Source organism: Halorubrum sp. Atlit-8R, assembly GCF_003666025.1.
In the GTDB taxonomy this organism is placed as follows: domain Archaea; phylum Halobacteriota; class Halobacteria; order Halobacteriales; family Haloferacaceae; genus Halorubrum; species Halorubrum salinarum.
In genome coordinates this window covers 147,195-162,125 of record NZ_QPLV01000003.1, presented here as the reverse complement: position 1 = coordinate 162,125, position 14,931 = coordinate 147,195, and the positions used below count along the sequence as shown (strand labels likewise).

Annotated in this window: 16 protein-coding genes; 14 read left to right on the top strand and 2 right to left on the bottom strand. The window is 68.4% G+C overall.

Annotation, left to right across the window (positions count from 1 at the left end):
• Positions 1 to 16 precede the first annotated feature (16 nt).
• Positions 17 to 748 carry an ATPase domain-containing protein gene (locus DVK05_RS09460; protein ID WP_004597593.1) on the top strand — a complete coding sequence of 244 codons (732 nt, stop codon included), beginning with the start codon at positions 17 to 19 and terminating at the stop codon, positions 746 to 748.
• Positions 749 to 775: 27 nt separating this feature from the next.
• Here DVK05_RS09460 and DVK05_RS09455 read toward each other — a convergent pair whose 3' ends face one another.
• Positions 776 to 1,114: a helix-turn-helix domain-containing protein gene (locus DVK05_RS09455; RefSeq protein WP_121563112.1), complete on the bottom strand. Its 339-nt coding sequence runs from the start codon at positions 1,112 to 1,114 to the stop codon at positions 776 to 778.
• Positions 1,115 to 1,319: 205 nt separating this feature from the next.
• On the opposite strand from DVK05_RS09455, the gene DVK05_RS09450 reads away from it, so the two are divergent.
• From DVK05_RS09450 to DVK05_RS09435, 4 genes are all read left to right on the top strand, one after another.
• Entirely contained in the window at positions 1,320 to 1,658 is a 339-nt protein-coding gene (locus DVK05_RS09450; protein WP_121563111.1) for a hypothetical protein, read from the top strand.
• Between the two features lie 342 nt (positions 1,659 to 2,000).
• A complete protein-coding gene (locus DVK05_RS09445; RefSeq protein ID WP_121563110.1) occupies positions 2,001 to 2,591 on the top strand; it encodes an archaellin/type IV pilin N-terminal domain-containing protein in 591 nt (196 codons plus the stop codon).
• 2 nt (positions 2,592 to 2,593) lie between these two features.
• The gene (locus DVK05_RS09440) at positions 2,594 to 3,238 is read left to right on the top strand and encodes an archaellin/type IV pilin N-terminal domain-containing protein (protein ID WP_121563109.1); all 645 of its coding nucleotides are present in this window, start codon (positions 2,594 to 2,596) and stop codon (positions 3,236 to 3,238) included.
• Between the two features lie 82 nt (positions 3,239 to 3,320).
• Entirely contained in the window at positions 3,321 to 4,076 is a 756-nt protein-coding gene (locus DVK05_RS09435; RefSeq protein WP_121563108.1) for a hypothetical protein, read from the top strand.
• A gap of 54 nt (positions 4,077 to 4,130) precedes the next feature.
• On the opposite strand, the gene DVK05_RS09430 is transcribed toward DVK05_RS09435, so the two are convergent.
• Entirely contained in the window at positions 4,131 to 4,583 is a 453-nt protein-coding gene (locus DVK05_RS09430) for a zinc ribbon domain-containing protein (RefSeq protein WP_121563107.1), read from the bottom strand.
• A 208-nt stretch (positions 4,584 to 4,791) separates the two neighbouring features.
• Here DVK05_RS09430 and DVK05_RS09425 point away from each other — a divergent pair, with 208 nt between their 5' ends.
• The 9 genes from DVK05_RS09425 (at position 4,792) to DVK05_RS09385 (ending at position 14,916) form a co-directional block, all read left to right on the top strand.
• A complete protein-coding gene (locus DVK05_RS09425; protein ID WP_121563396.1) occupies positions 4,792 to 7,140 on the top strand; it encodes a BGTF surface domain-containing protein in 2,349 nt (782 codons plus the stop codon).
• A 143-nt stretch (positions 7,141 to 7,283) separates the two neighbouring features.
• A complete protein-coding gene (gene cheY, locus DVK05_RS09420; RefSeq protein ID WP_004597560.1) occupies positions 7,284 to 7,640 on the top strand; it encodes a chemotaxis protein CheY in 357 nt (118 codons plus the stop codon).
• Entirely contained in the window at positions 7,640 to 8,830 is a 1,191-nt protein-coding gene (locus DVK05_RS09415; RefSeq protein WP_121563106.1) for a chemotaxis protein CheC, read from the top strand. Before cheY ends, DVK05_RS09415 begins: the two co-directional genes overlap by 1 nt.
• Positions 8,827 to 9,414 carry a chemotaxis protein CheD gene (locus tag DVK05_RS09410; protein ID WP_121563105.1) on the top strand — a complete coding sequence of 196 codons (588 nt, stop codon included), beginning with the start codon at positions 8,827 to 8,829 and terminating at the stop codon, positions 9,412 to 9,414. The genes DVK05_RS09415 and DVK05_RS09410 overlap by 4 nt, the downstream gene beginning before the upstream one ends.
• A 171-nt stretch (positions 9,415 to 9,585) precedes the next feature.
• Positions 9,586 to 11,466 carry a FlaD/FlaE family flagellar protein gene (locus tag DVK05_RS09405; protein ID WP_121563104.1) on the top strand — a complete coding sequence of 627 codons (1,881 nt, stop codon included), beginning with the start codon at positions 9,586 to 9,588 and terminating at the stop codon, positions 11,464 to 11,466.
• Positions 11,456 to 11,929, top strand: a complete 474-nt coding sequence (locus tag DVK05_RS09400; protein WP_121563103.1) for a flagellin — start codon at positions 11,456 to 11,458, stop codon at positions 11,927 to 11,929. Before DVK05_RS09405 ends, DVK05_RS09400 begins: the two co-directional genes overlap by 11 nt.
• The gene (locus tag DVK05_RS09395; protein ID WP_121563102.1) at positions 11,930 to 12,424 is read left to right on the top strand and encodes a flagellar protein G; all 495 of its coding nucleotides are present in this window, start codon (positions 11,930 to 11,932) and stop codon (positions 12,422 to 12,424) included. It begins immediately after the preceding gene.
• Positions 12,424 to 13,173, top strand: a complete 750-nt coding sequence (locus tag DVK05_RS09390) for an ATPase domain-containing protein (RefSeq protein ID WP_053770468.1) — start codon at positions 12,424 to 12,426, stop codon at positions 13,171 to 13,173. The genes DVK05_RS09395 and DVK05_RS09390 overlap by 1 nt, the downstream gene beginning before the upstream one ends.
• 69 nt (positions 13,174 to 13,242) lie before the next feature.
• Complete coding sequence (locus tag DVK05_RS09385; protein WP_121563101.1) at positions 13,243 to 14,916, top strand: type II/IV secretion system ATPase subunit; 1,674 nt, start codon at positions 13,243 to 13,245, stop codon at positions 14,914 to 14,916.
• The last annotated feature ends 15 nt before the right edge of the window (positions 14,917 to 14,931 follow it).

The following is a 14,931-nucleotide window of genomic DNA, read 5'->3' as shown; positions in this document are numbered from 1 at the left end:
GTGTAAGGGGAGACGAATGTCAGAACTCGTCTCCACCGGGGTCGAGGGGCTCGACTCCATTCTCACCGGCGGCATCACCCAGCGGTCCACGGTCCTCGTCTCGGGGAACCCGGGCACCGGCAAGAGCATCTTCGGTATCCAGTACCTCCACCACGGCGTCTCCGAACACGGCGAGCGCGGCGTCTACGTCTCCTTCGAGGAGGACGAGGCGGACATCCGCGGCGCCGCCGAGTCCGTCGGCTTCGAGGGGTTCGACGAGATGGTCGACGACGGCGACATCGTCATCCTCGACAAACGCGAGATGCTCCGGGAGACCGACTTCTCGACCGCGGTCGACCGGCTGCTCGACACCGTCGAGGACGGCGACTTCGACCGCCTCGTCCTCGACTCGCTGTCGATGTTCCAGCTGTTCTTCGACGCCGAACAGGAGAAGCGCACGTACCTGCTGAAGTTCTCGGACATCCTCAAGGCGAACGGGCTCACCTCGCTGCTCATCAACGAGCAGGGCGCCGTCTTCCCCGACACGGAGGTCGGCTTAGAGAACTTCCTCACGGACGGGAACATCTACTTCATCCAGACCCCGACCGACTCCGGCGTCAACCGCTACGTCTGGGTGGCGAAGATGCGGAAACAGGACATCGACACCGACATCTTCCCGATGGAGATCGGGCAGGGCGGCATCACCGTCCACGAGCGCGCGGGCGGCTTCTCGATGATGGGCGGCTCCGACGACCAGCCGTCGTTCTGACGGGTCGGGAACCGCCGGGGAACAGTGTTACTCCCGCGACGAGAGGTCGCGCCAGACGTTGTCGAGGCGGTTCTTCACCGCCGACCGCTCCTCGACCTCGACGGTGAGCCCGTCGCGGAAGTCGACCTCCACCCCGTCGACCTTCCGGCGGTACACCTTCACGCGCCGGTGTTCGTCCGACAGCGGCCGGTCGTGTAACTCGAGGAGGTCCGCCTCTTCTAACTCGTTGATCCGTCGGTAACACGTCGCGATCGGGACGTCCAGCTGGTCGCTGAGGTCCTGCGCCGACTTCGCGTCGCCGGTCGCCGTCAGGATGTCCGTGTTGTATTTGTTACCGAGTACGGTGATCAGATCGTCCCCCACCATTCACATTATCGAGATTGATTTCCGGGTGGTAAAAGGGTACCGGTGATCGTCAGACGCACGTCATATCTCTCGTCGTCCGTTTTCGCCGCGATATCGTCCGTTTCAGTCGCTCTCGACCCGTTCGTCTCTCACCCCTCACCGAGAGTGTTATCGCGGCTGATACCCGCCCCCGTGGGTTTATCACCGCCGTTCGAGCAGGAGGTGTATGGAGCTCATCGAGGGGTTGTACCTGGTGACGACCACCGTGCTGGCCGGCGCGAGCGCGACGCTCGTCGCCTTCGCGGTCGCGGCGTATCGGTCGTCGGGCCGCACGGCGATGGCGTACCTGGCGGTCGGCTTCGGTCTCGTCGTCGTCGCGGCGGTGGGGACGCCAGCGGCCGCCTTCCGGACGGAGTTCGGGAACGCCGAGGCGCTTTTGTTGATCAACACCGGACTGCTCGCGGCGTCGATGGCGCTCGTCGCCGGGAGCCTCGCGGTCTACGAGCCGGGGACCCAGGAGTTCGTGATCCCCGAGTCGGAACTGTCGCGCCTGCGCGATCGGTGAAACGAGCGAGTGTAAGCACAGCAAACGACCGCGTGTTCTGCGGCCGTCGCCGTCGCTCCTCGGTTCGATTCCCTCTCGCCGCCGTCGGCTGTCCCGTCTTTTCCGCCAAACTGTTTCGTCGCTGAGCGTCGGCGACGAGCGGTAAGACGTCAGATCCAATCCTGAGAATCACTTCGCGACTTCGTTAATTAGTTCTGTAACTAAAACAGCAAAATAAATACGAAAACCGCACGACGTGAGCCGTTTATCAAGACGAATAACCGGGTGAGTGATCTTAAGTAGGAATTCCCCATCGCTATCGATAACGCCCGCCGGGCAGGCCGGGGGCCGACGCAACACACAATGTTCGAAACCATACTGGACGAGGAAGAGCGCGGTCAGGTGGGGATCGGGACCCTCATCGTGTTCATCGCGATGGTGCTGGTGGCGGCGATCGCCGCCGGCGTTCTGATCAACACGGCCGGATTCCTCCAGACGCAGGCGGAAGCAACGGGCGAAGAGAGTACAGCGCAAGTGAGTGACCGGCTCCAGATTGTCAGCCAGTCTGGTGAATTTAATCAGACCAATAACCAAATGGCAAATCTGAGTTTTGTGGTCGCTCAGTCACCTGGATCCGATAACATCGATCTGAGTGAAACGTCGGTGGAGCTGATCGGAGCTGACGGGCAGGAATCGTTCCAGATCGGAGATGAAGGTAACGCAACTATCGACATCTTCACCAACGACGATCTAAGTGTTGTCCTGACAGACAATAGTGAACGGGCAGAGGTCAACATCGTACTCCATGATCCTGTTGACGGAAGTGACGAGCTTGACTACCTGCTTGAAGAAGGTGACAGACTCACAGTTACATTCACGACTCCAAGTGGAGCGTCGACCACTGCCGAGATCCGTGTGCCGAGTACCGTGGTTGAAGAATCGGTGAGGCTGTAACAATGTTCGAATCAATCACTAACACTGAGGAACGCGGTCAAGTGGGGATCGGGACCCTCATCGTGTTCATCGCGATGGTGCTGGTGGCGGCGATCGCTGCCGGCGTCCTGATCAACACGGCCGGATTCTTACAGTCACAGGCTGAAGCGACAGGGCAAGAGAGCACAGACCTCGTGTCCGAGCGTGTCCAAGTGACGAGTGAGGTCGGGATCGTCACGAGCGATGCGACTCAGGGTGAACTGTCAGAAATCCGTATCAGTGTCACAGGGTCTCCAGGTGCTGATGAGATCGACCTGAGTGAGACGACTATACAAGCTGTTGGTCCAAATGGACAGAACAACCTAGTGTTCGCCAACGCAAGCGTCGAAATTGGTAGTGCTGATGCTGCCGCTACGGCAATCCCAGCAGATAGCTTCGGCGTCCGCAACAGCACTGGTTCGTTCGTGGACGACGCAGTGATTAACGGTGATGAACAGTATACAATCGTACTGAACCCGCAGGTCGAGCCGTTTGGGACATCTACTGAGCCGTTCGGCGAAAGCGATGAGTCTTCAATCGACATCGTCTCGCCATCGTCGGCAACGACATCCGTCGAGTTGAGCGCGCCTGACCTCTTCAGCAACGACGGCGAAGCGGTCCGGCTCTAACGAGCTTCGAACCGACGTTCGACGACGTGCGGCGGCTCGGCCGCCCGCAACACCTATTTTTCGGCGCGCGCTACCACGACCCATGAGTGACGACGACGCGGTACCGGCCGATCCGGAGGAACTCGACTTCACCGACGACGAGAACGTCGTCGAGATCGGGGAGGGCCGCTACGTCGTCGGGACGAACGGCCGACCCAACGTCGGCCGGTCGCGGGGACAGCGCCGCGCGCCGCCGGAGGACGACTCCGGGTTCACCGCCGCCGACCCCGCGAGCCCGGACGAGCGGCGGCCCGCCGGCGACGACCCGCGGGCGAGCGCGGCCGGCCCCGGCGTCGGCGAACGCGGGCAATCCACCGGCGGACAGGCTGGCGGTGGACACCCCGGCGGCGGACAGCAATCGGGCGGGCAACCGACCGGCGGCGGCCAACCGCCGCCGAACGCGCAGGGGCAGCGCCGGGTCCAGACCGCGGCCGGGGCCGGCGCGGTCGACCGACAGTCGGTGAGCCGGTGGTTAGCGAACTCCTTCGACGGCGACGGATTCGACTACGGGATCGACGCGACGCTCCACGCGAAGGGCGACACCACCCGGCAGCGGATGGTGTCGAACGACGTGACGGCGACGTTCGACACGCTCATCTCGTGGTTCGCGTCGAACGCCGGCCCGAGCTCGCCGACGCCGGAGGCGATCGGGCTACTGCTCGCGGCCTCCGAGACGACCGTCGACATCCCGCCGGTGATGATAAAGCGGTTCGCGGCGAGCCAGGGCCTCACGGCGAGCGACAGCATCGGCGACCTGGTGCGCGCCGCCGAGGACGCGGGCGGATTCAGGATCGAGTAATTCGGATCGAGAAGTGACCCCGCTTCGAGGGGGCCGCCCCGCCTTCCACGTACCTCACAACAGCACGAACAGCGCGATCCCGATCAGCGCGAACACCGCGTAGACTCCCGCCATCACCTCGCGCTTCAGCGGGCTGCCGAGCGGCTCCGCGGTGAGCCGCCGGATCGGCGGCAGGATCGCGATCCCGCCGAGGATCAGCGGCCACGACTCCGCGGCCGGAACCCGCGTGAGCGCGACGACGATCGTCCCGTACCCGAGGACGTACGACCCGCGCCGCCACAGTTGCTCGCGGTCCGAGAGTTCTTCCATGGAGGGGAACGCGTCGCTCCCGCCCGAGCCGCCACCCTCCGATCCCCCGCCGCCGCTGCCGCCCGCGACCTGCTCCGCCTGCCGCTGGACGTACTCGTCGAGCTCCTCCGCCGCGTCCTCCGTCTGCGGGGCGCCGCACTGGGCGCAGTACCGCGCGTCGTCGTCGACCGGGGCGTCACAGCGGGGACACGATGGCATCTTGGCGTGGATCGGGCGCCGGCCCGGCTTAATTCTTCGGACCGAGGACTCCGGTCACGTCGGGCGATTTCCGCGTCCTCCACTCGATTCGCCCGATCTCGTTACACGCCCTGATAATCGGGTGGGTACGCTTTAGTCGGTGACCCGCGGAGTCGTCGGCAACCAGGCGCGGGCCGTCGGCCGGCCCGCACTCGTTGGCCACGCCCTCATGACACTGGAACGAGACGACGCGACCGACACGCGCTCGACGGACCCGACCGCGACCGACGGCGATCGGACGAGCGGCTCCGGAGCGCGACGGCGACTCCGTTCGCTCGGCACCGACCTGTCGGGGCTCCAGGTGAGCGCGATCGGTCTCGCCGTCCTCGTCGCGCTCGCCGGGCTCCTCGCCACCGCCCCGGTCGCGGCCGGCCTCGCGGTCGGCTCGTCCGCGTCGTCCGCCGCCGGACCGACGGCGCCCGTCGCGGTCGAGGCCCCGGGTCCGGTCGGCCCGGCCGACCGGCCGGAGATCAGCGGCGGGTTCTCCCGGCCGACCTACACCGGCGTCGCGGGCGACCCGATCGAGATCAGCCACACCTTCGACAACCCCGACGGTCCGGCGTACCTGTTGATCGGGGGCAACCGACTCAGCAACACCGGGGAGCCCGTGGGCTTCGTCGACGTGATTAAGCTCACCGGACAGACGACCACGATCAACACGCGGACGATCGGCACCGACGCGACCAGCGCGAACAGCTGCGCGAACGCGACCTGCGACCTGGAGTTCCGCGACGAGAATGGGGACGTGGTCGCGGAGAGCCTCGACGACCTGAGCGCGTTCTCGGGCGCGACCGGCGCCGGCGGGCTCGCCCGGCCGCTCGTCCCGCAGCGCTACCGGCTCGCGATCACCAACGGGACGTTCGTCGTCGGTGACGACGGCGTGGTGACGCCGACCGCGGCCGCCGACCAGGCCGACCTCGTGCTGGAGAAGCCGTCGTTCCGAGACGACGTCGAGGTGTTCACCACCGCCGACCGCGACGCGCTCGGCGAGGACGCGGACGCGGAGTCGCTCGGCGTGCTCCGCGAGAACGGGGCCGAGCGGTCCGTAGTGACCAAGGGGTACCGGATCGTCCTTGGCTTCGAGTCGACCGGCATCTGGGGGGCGCTGTCGCACTTCGCCGCGGAGCGCGGCGCGGGCCCGATCGAGGCCGGCGAGGCGGTCGACCACCGCGTCTTGGCCGACCTGTTGGAGAAGGAGTCGGGCGTGTCGCTCCGGGTCAGACAGACGAACCCGGGGATGAACGAACGGCCCGCGAGGCTCGACCTCTCGCGCGCCGACCCGGAGGACGTCTCGCTCATCGTCGCGGACGCGACCGAACTGGAGTCGCCCGACGCGCCCGGTCGCTCCTACCTCGTGATCGACACGAGCGACGGCGACCACTTCACCGAGGACCCCGAGCCGGGCGACGAGTTCTCCGTCGCGTTCGCGCTGGAGGGCACCGAGGGCGAGCGGTACGCGTTCGCCGACGGACAGGAGCCGCCGGCCGCGTTCGCGTCCGCGTCGGGGCCCGACGACGCCCCCCAGTTCCCCTACTGGGAGGCGGCCGACAGCACGGTCCGCGCCGAGGCGTCGTTCACGGTCCGGGAGCGGTACCTCCGGTACGACCACGTCACCGACGACGGCGAGCTCCTCGTCGAGGCGGACGGGGGGCAGCTCACGGGAACGACGTCGCTGCTGCCGCGGCGGGAGATGACCGCCACGTTCGTGAACGACGCCGGCGAGGCGCCCTTCCGGGCCGAGTCGCCGCTGGAGATCGCGGACGGCAACTTCACCGTCGACGTCGACCTCGACGGGATCTCCCCCGGCACGCGGTTGAACTACGAGCTGTACGAGGGGTCCACGCTCCGCGACAGCCGGACGCTCATCGTCGTCGGCGACGCGGACAACCCGGACGAGCTGGTGATCGACGACGCCCCCGACAACGTCACCGTCACCGAGGGGGGGAACCTCTCCGCGCTCCGGGTCGTCGCGCGCAACGCGGGCGGGCTCACCGGCGAGGGCGAACTCGCGCTCACAGTCGACAACGGCAGCCTCGGCGGCTCGTGGGGCGTCCGGCTCGCGCCGGGCGAGTCCCGGACCTACGACTTCGCCTCCGTGCCCGCCGACCTCGACCCCGGCAGGTACCCGTTCACGCTCCGGCTCGACGGCGACACCCACGGCGGGACGCTGGTCGTCGAGCGGGACCCGGCGACGACGACGATCGACGACGAGGGCGACGGGAGCGCGGCTAACGGCACCGACGCCGACGACGGCGGCGCGCCCAACGGGACCGACGACGGGACGGGAGCGAGCGGGGACGACGCCGACTCGGAACCGAGTTCGACCGCCCCGAACGGGTCGGACTCGGACGGCGGCTCGAACGGCACCGAGACCGACGGCGACGCGCCCGCAGGGGACGCGCCCGCAGGGGACGCGCCCGACTCCGTCGGCATGCTCCCGCTACCCTTCGGCACCCGCAAGGCGCTCGGCGGCACGGTCCTCGTCGGCGCGGTCCACCTCCTCGGCCACTGGGTCTGAGACGCTCTGTCGGGTCACCGGCCCGCAGCACTTTTCGACTCTTGGTCCGCACGCGCTCGCCGGCGGGACCGTTCTGTCCGTTCTCATCGCTGAGAACCGCGGGGGAGCGATTAAGTGTTCGCTTTCCCCCCCTTTAGACAACAATGGCTACGCGGGTACTCATCGCCGACGACTCGGAGTTCATGCGGAACCTCCTCCGGGAGATCCTCGAAGGCGAGTTCGAGATCGTCGGGGAGGCGGAGAACGGCGTGGAGGCGGTGAACATGTACGAGGAGCACGGGCCGGACCTCGTGATGATGGACATCGTGATGCCGATCCGCGACGGGATCGAGGCGACGACGGAAATCCTCGAGGAGAACCCCGACGCGACGGTGATCATGTGTACCAGCGTCGGGCAGGAGGAGAAGATGAAGGCGGCCATCAAGGCGGGCGCGGAGGGGTACATCACGAAGCCGTTCCAGAAGCCGAACGTGCTCGACGCAATCGGCTCGGCGGTATAATGCGCGTCGACGTCCGCGCGCTCGGCGCCTGTAACCGCCTCGCGGAGCAGGGCGCGAAACAGGCCGCCGGCGCGCTCTCGGACCTGACCGGGACCGACCTCGCGGTGGAGGTGACTGGCGCGAGCGTCGCCAGCGGCGAGGACCTCGCGGAGTCGTTCGCGGGCCGCGAGTCGATCGGCGTGAGCGTCGGGCTCCGCGGCGGGCTGGACGGCGAGGCGGTCCTCGCGTTCGACGCCGTCAACGCCGACGCCCTGCTCTCGCTGCTCCCGGGCGGGGCGTCGATGGAGCGGAGCGCGGTGACGGAGGTCGGCAACATCGCGCTCGGCGGCTTCCTCGACGGCTGGGCGAACTACCTCGGGAAGGCGATCGACATGACGCCCCCGCGGTACTTCGAGGCCGACGGCGCGGCGGTGCTGCCGGACGGCGCGCTCGCGGGCGACGGCGTCTTCCTCTTCGAGAGCCGGCTGGACGCGACGACGACGGACCTCGACTTCTCGATCTACATGCTGCCCGACTCGGGGCCGTTCCGCGACCTCATCGTCGGGAAAACGGCGCCCGCGGCGGCCGCCGGCGGCGAGGCGAACGGCGGGACGGAGAGCACGGCGGTCCCGTACGAGTCGCTGTCGACGTTCTCCTCGCTGGCGAAGAAGGGGTCGGCAAACGCGGCCGACAACATCGCGATGATGACCGGGTTAGAGACGAGCGTCGACGTGAGCCGGCTCCGGTTCGTCCCGCTCGCCGACGTGCCCGCGGAGGTCGGCACCGAGCCGCACGCGGGCACGGTGTTCGAGCTGAAGGGCGAGCCGAGCGGCTACCTCGCCATCCTCTTCGAGGAGTCCTCGGCGGCGGCGGTCGCGGACGCGATGCTGCCGATGGAGCCCGACGAGCCCCTCGGCGACATGGCCGAGAACGCGCTCTGCGAGCTCGGTAACGTGATGACGAGCGGGTTCATCGACGGCTGGGCGAACGTGCTCGGCACGACGATCACCCACTCGCCGCCGGAGTTCGTCCACGACATCGGCGCGTCGACGATCAGCCCGCTCGTCGCGAAGCTGAGCGAGCGGCAGGACTACGGGTTCGTGATCGACACCGCGATCCAGACCGAGGGGATCCAGGCGCGCTGCGACGTGTACGCGCTCCCCGACGAGCGCGAACTGGCCCGGGCGCTCGACCGGCTCTCGGACCCGTGACCCGCTCGCTCTCCGACGATCGGCCGGACGCCCCGGCGGAGCGAACGGAGAGCGGCGGGACCCCGGTCGCCGACGCGGAGCCCGCCGCCGTCACGGGCGGCGCGGCGAGCGACGACCCGGGCCGGATCAAGGTCGGCGTGGGCGAGTTGGCGGTCACGGACGGCGACGCCGTCCTGACGACCAGCGGCCTCGGCTCCTGCGTCGCGGTCGCGCTTGTCGACGAGCGAGCCGGCGTCCGCGGGCTCCTCCACGCCATGCTGCCCGCGGGCGAGGGGCGGTCCACCGCGGCCTCGCGGCCGGCGAAGTACGTCGACACCGGGATCGACTCGCTGATCGGGGCGCTCGACGACGCCGGCGCCGACCCGCGCCGCCTGAAGGCGCGCGTCGCCGGCGGCGCCGAGATGCTCGACCTCACTGACGCGGTCGGCCCCCGGAACGTCGAGCGGGTCGGCGAGGTGCTCGACGCCGCGAACGTCCCGGTCGTCGCCAGCGACGTCGGCGACGCGGTGGGGCGGACGGTCCGGTTCGGTCCGGACGGGCGGCTCGTCATCCGGGCCGCCGACGGCTTCGAGCGAGCCATCTGACCGCCCCTCTGAGACGTCTCGTTCCCCTCTCCGGACCGGCTCGCCTTCGACCGGTTCCGATTTCTCGGCGCTCACCCCGATCAGCGGTCGCCGCCCGCCGTGCGACGTGTCTTCTCACTGTTGATATTTTGAGGGGTGAATTGAAGTGGGTTCTGCGGGTCGTACACGGTAATGGGCCTCGAACTACCGGTGTGGGGAGCTCCAACGGCCGCCTGGGCAGTCGCCACGCTGGGGCTCGTCGGTGCGAGCGTCCTCGACAGGTTCCTCGACGACGACGGGTCCGACGACGACGGTTCCGGTGGTATGGACGGCGACGACGACCCCTTCGGCGGCGACATGGGCGGCGGCATGGGCGGCGGAGGGATGGGCGGCGGCATGGGCGACGGCGGTGGCGGCGGCGACGGCTTCGACGACTTCGACGGGATGGACGAGTGGGACGACGAGTTCGACGACGGCGGCGGCGGTGGCGGCGGCGGCGCGGCCACCGACGAGCTGGAGAACCGGCTCGACGAGCTCGAAAACGAGGTCGCGTCGCTCTCCTCAACCGTCTCGACGGTCCGCTCGGAGAACGAGGAGATCTCGAACGCCGTCGACGACATCGAGGAGGACGTCCGCAACCTGCTCGACATCTACGAGATGGTCACCCGCGGCATCAACCCGTTCGTCGACGACTCCGGCGGCTTCGACAGCGTCGCCGGCGGCGGCGAGGGCTCGTTCGGCATCTTCGACGACGAGGACGCCGGCGAGGAGGAGGACCTCGACGAGGACGTCGCGAACGCCGACGCGGACGGGTTCTTCGACGACGACCTCCTCGACGAGGAGGAGGCCGACGGGTTCGACGACGAACTGGACGACGACGGCGACGACGAGTTCGACGACCTCGACGGCGACGACGGCTTCGACGACCTCGACGAGGAGTTCGACGAACTGGACGACGACAGCACGGACGACGCCGCGTCCGAGACCGAAACGGCGGACGACGGAGACGACATGAACGAAGACGGAAAGAGTTTCAGCGAACTGAAAGAAGAGTACGACTCCGGGGAGGCCGACTGGGCCGAAGAGGGCGACGACGGCGCGGACGACGACCCGTTCGACGACGGGGACGACTCGTTCGCCGACCCCGGCGACGAAACCGACTCGTTCGACGACGCCGACGACGGCTTCGACGACGACCTCGGCGGCGGCGTCGAGGACGACGGCGTCGACTTCGACGAACCGGCCGACCCCGACCCCGAACCGGCGGGCGCGGCCGATCCGGATCCCGACCCGGAGCCGGCGCCCGACCGCCAGCCCGGCGGCGATCCGGCCGAGGCGACCGGCGGCTTCGAGTACGTCGGCGAGGACGACCTCTCGGGGAGCGGCGGCCGCGGCAAGCCGTACCTCACGGAGCTCCCCGGCGACTACGTCGGCGACCTCCTCGTGATGGAGTGGCTGGAGTTCCTCGTCTCCGAGAGCGACGTCACCGACGCGGTGCGCGCCATCAACTACTACGAGCGGATCGAGTGGATCGGCCCGGACGCCGCGGCGCGGCTCCGCGACTTCCTCTCCGGGTTCGGCACCATCGACCGCAACCTCGTCGACCGGCCGGGCACGGACCGGCTCGTCCGCGAGCACCACACCCGCAGCCTCCGGTACGTTACCCAGCTCAACGGCACGAGCAGCCACACGGTCCTGCTGGACCGCTGGGACGACCTCGCCGGCGGCTCGATGGTCGGCGGCGGCCCCGTCAACGCGCCCCGCGGCGGGCGTCGCGGCGGGCGTGCGAGTTCGGGCCGCGGCGGACGCGGCGGCCGCGACGCGCGGAGCGACCGCCCCGCGCCCGAGCGGAACGGCCACGACGGCGGCCGCCGGGACGCGCCCGACGACCGCGAGCGGCGGACGAACGGCGCCGACCGCGACGACGCGGCGCCCGAAGCGGACGCCGACCGGCGCGACGGCCGCCGCGACGACCGGCGCGAGCGGAACGGTTCCACCCGCCCGATGAACGATCCGAATCCCCGTTCCGACCGCGCCGATCCGGCCGACGGAGGGTGGGGAGATGGGCGTTAGCGTCTCCGCGTCCACGGCCATCATCGTCGCGGGGCTGTTCTTCGCGTTCACGACGTTTTACCCCGTGGCGGCCAACGGGCTCGACCGCGTCTCCGACGCCCAGCACGGCGTCAACGAGCGCGCGCTCGAACGACAGAACACCGAGTTCGCGGTGACGAACGCGACCTTTGACACGACGAGCGACACCCTCACCGTCAACGCCACCAACGAGGGGGCGGTCGGCCTCGTCGCCGGCGACGCGACGCTCGTGGTCGGCAACGAGTACGTCGACGTGGGCGGGCCGAACGCCACCACGACGGTCGACGGCGACGGCGACACCGCGCTCTGGCTCGGCGACGAGACGCTCACCGTGCGGGTCGCGCAGGGCGACACGGCCACGACGATCGGGGAGGGCACGCGCGTCGTCCTCGTCGTCGAGTCCGGCGTCCGCGACGCCGCGACCGTGACGGAGGTGAGCGGGTAGATGGCCAGCGTCCCCGTCTCGCACCTCATCCTGTTCATCGCCAGCCTGGTGATCGCCGCCGGCGTCGTCGGCACGATCACCACCGGCGTCGACCGGGTGAGCGCGGCCGTCGACGACGCCGGCCTCGACGCGACCGAGCAGCTCCGGACCGACGTGACGATCATCTCGGACCCCAGCGCGGGGGTGTACAACGCGAGCGGCGACCAGAACGTCACGCTGTTGATAAAGAACACCGGCACGTACCGGTTGGCGCCCGACGGCTCCGACCTCGACATTGTCTTCGACGGCGCGTACGTCCGGCCGGACGCGACCTCCGGCGAGCTCGTCTCCGCGGACGGCGCGAACGCGTGGAGCCGCGGCGACGTGCTCCGGCTCACGATCGACACCAACCAGATCGACGGCTCCGACGGGCTCGCCGACGGCGACCACCGGGTGTTCCTCTCGGTGAACGGCGACGAGGAGCTGTTCCAGTTCCGCGTGGAGGGGGGTAACTGATGCCCCACGACAACCTGCTCTCCCTGGGGCTCGGCGACCGCGACCGGCTCAACAAGGAGCTCGGCGGCGGCATCCCCCGCGGGAGCATCGTCCTCATGGAGGGCGACTACGGGGCCGGGAAAAGCGCCATCTCCCAGCGGTTCGCCTACGGCCTCGTCCAGGAGGGGGCGTCCGTCACGATGATGTCGACGGAGCTCACCGTCCGCGGGTTCATCGACCAGATGCACTCGCTGGAGTACGACATGGTGAAGCCGCTGCTCCAGGAGGAGCTGCTCTTCCTCCACGCCGACTTCGACTCCGGCGGCGCGTTCTCCGACGGCGACGGCGAGCGCAAGGAGCTGCTCAAGCGCCTGATGAACGCCGAGGCGATGTGGAACTCCGACGTCGTCTTCCTCGACACGTTCGACGCCATCTTCCGGAACGACCCCACCTTCGAGGCGCTGGTCCGGAAGAACGAGGAGCGGCAGGCCGCCCTGGAGATCATCTCCTTCTTCCGCGAGATCATCTCGCAGGGGAAGGTCGTCGTGCTCACCGTCGACCCCTCGGCGGTCGACGACGACGCGATCGGGCCGTTCCGGTCCATCGCCGACGTGTTCCTCGAACTGGAGATGATCGAGGTCGGCAACGACATCCGCCGACAGATCAACGTCAAGCGGTTCGCGGGCATGGGCGAACAGGTCGGCGACACGATCGGGTTCTCGGTGCGTTCCGGAACCGGAATCGTCATTGAGAGCCGCAGCGTCGCCTAACACCATGACCCGTCGACGCACAGCCGGTCCGCGCGCGCGGACCGCGACCACCGCGACCCGGCACAGGACATGACCGAACACGGCACCGCGCAACCGTCCGAAGAGCTCCGAAAGGCGGCCATGCGCCGCCCCCACCTCCGGGAACACCTCCGCGAGTTCAAACAGATCACCGGGGAGTTCCCGCAGTTCATCGAGGAGCCGAAAGACGAGTACGAGTCCCCCCGGCCGAACGTCATCTACCCGGTCGGCGGCCCCATCTACAGCCACATCTACGGCGACCTCGGGCAGGACACGAAGTACTACGCCATCGAGCCCGAGGTGTCGGGCCCGCAAGCGGAGATCCTCAACGAGGTGAAAAACCGGCTGCTGACCGTGAGCGGCCAGCACAGCGCGCCGGAGAACGAGGCCGAGTACGACGACCTCATCGAGGAGCTGTTAGAGGAGGTCACCCACGTCGACGACTCCGCGTCGGGGTGGCGCAAGGGCCTCTCGAAGCTCAAGAACTTCGGGAAGCTGTCCGTCACCGAGGAGACCTACGAGAACATCCGGTACCGGCTCAACCGCGACATCGTCGGGCTCGGGCCGCTGGAACCGGTGATGCGCGACCCGGCCAACGAGGACATTCACGTCATCGGCCCCAAGGAGTGCCACGTCGACCACGGCACCTTCGGCATGCTGGAGACGACCGTCGACTTCGGGACGCCCCAGGAGTTCGACAACTGGCTGCGCAACATGGGCGAGCGGATCGGCGACCCGCTCTCCGACTCCGACCCCATCGTCGACTCCACGCTGCCGGACGGGTCGCGTATCAACATCATCTACTCCGACGACGTGTCGCTGAAGGGCTCCTCGCTCACCATCCGCCAGGGCGAGGAGGTGCCGCTGTCGATCAACCAGATCACCAACTGGGGGACGCTCTCGCCGGAGCTGGCGGCGTACCTCTGGCTCTGCTTAGAGAACGAGCAGACGGTCTTCGTTGTCGGGGAGACGGCGTCAGGGAAGACGACGACGCTGAACGCCATCCTCTCGTACATCCCCGACGACTCGAAGATATACACCGCGGAGGACACCGCGGAGGTCATCCCGCCGCACAACACCTGGCAGCAGCTGCTGACCCGGGAGGGCGGCGGCGAGGGCTCCTCCGACGTGGACATGTTCGACCTGGTCGCCGCCGCGCTGCGGTCGCGCCCCGACTACATCATCGTGGGCGAGGTCCGCGGCGCCGAGGGGCGCATGGCGTTCCAGGCGGCCCAGACCGGCCACCCGGTCATGCTGACGTTCCACGCGTCCGACATCGTCTCGATGATCCAGCGGTTCACCTCCGAGCCGATCAACGTCCCGGAGACGTTCATGGACAACGCCGACGTGGCGCTGTTCCAGAACCGCGTGAAGCAGGGCGACCAGGTCCTGCGCCGCGTGACGAGCGTCCAGGAGATCGAGGGGTACTCCAAGGAGATGGAGGGGGTCGTCACCCGCGAGGTGTTCAGCTGGGACCCCGTCGAAGACGAGATCGTCTTCCAGGGGATGAACAACTCCTACGTGCTCGAAGAGCAGATCGCGACTCTGCTCGGTTACGCCGACACCCGCGACATCTACGACGACCTCGACTTCCGCGCGGAGCTGATCGAGCGAATGATCCAGGAGGGGATCTTGGGCTACCACGAGGTCAACGACGCGATCAACTCGTTCCAGCGCGACGGCGTCGAGGGGCTCCCCTTCGACATGCACCGCAACACGAGGTAGCGACGATGGAGGCGA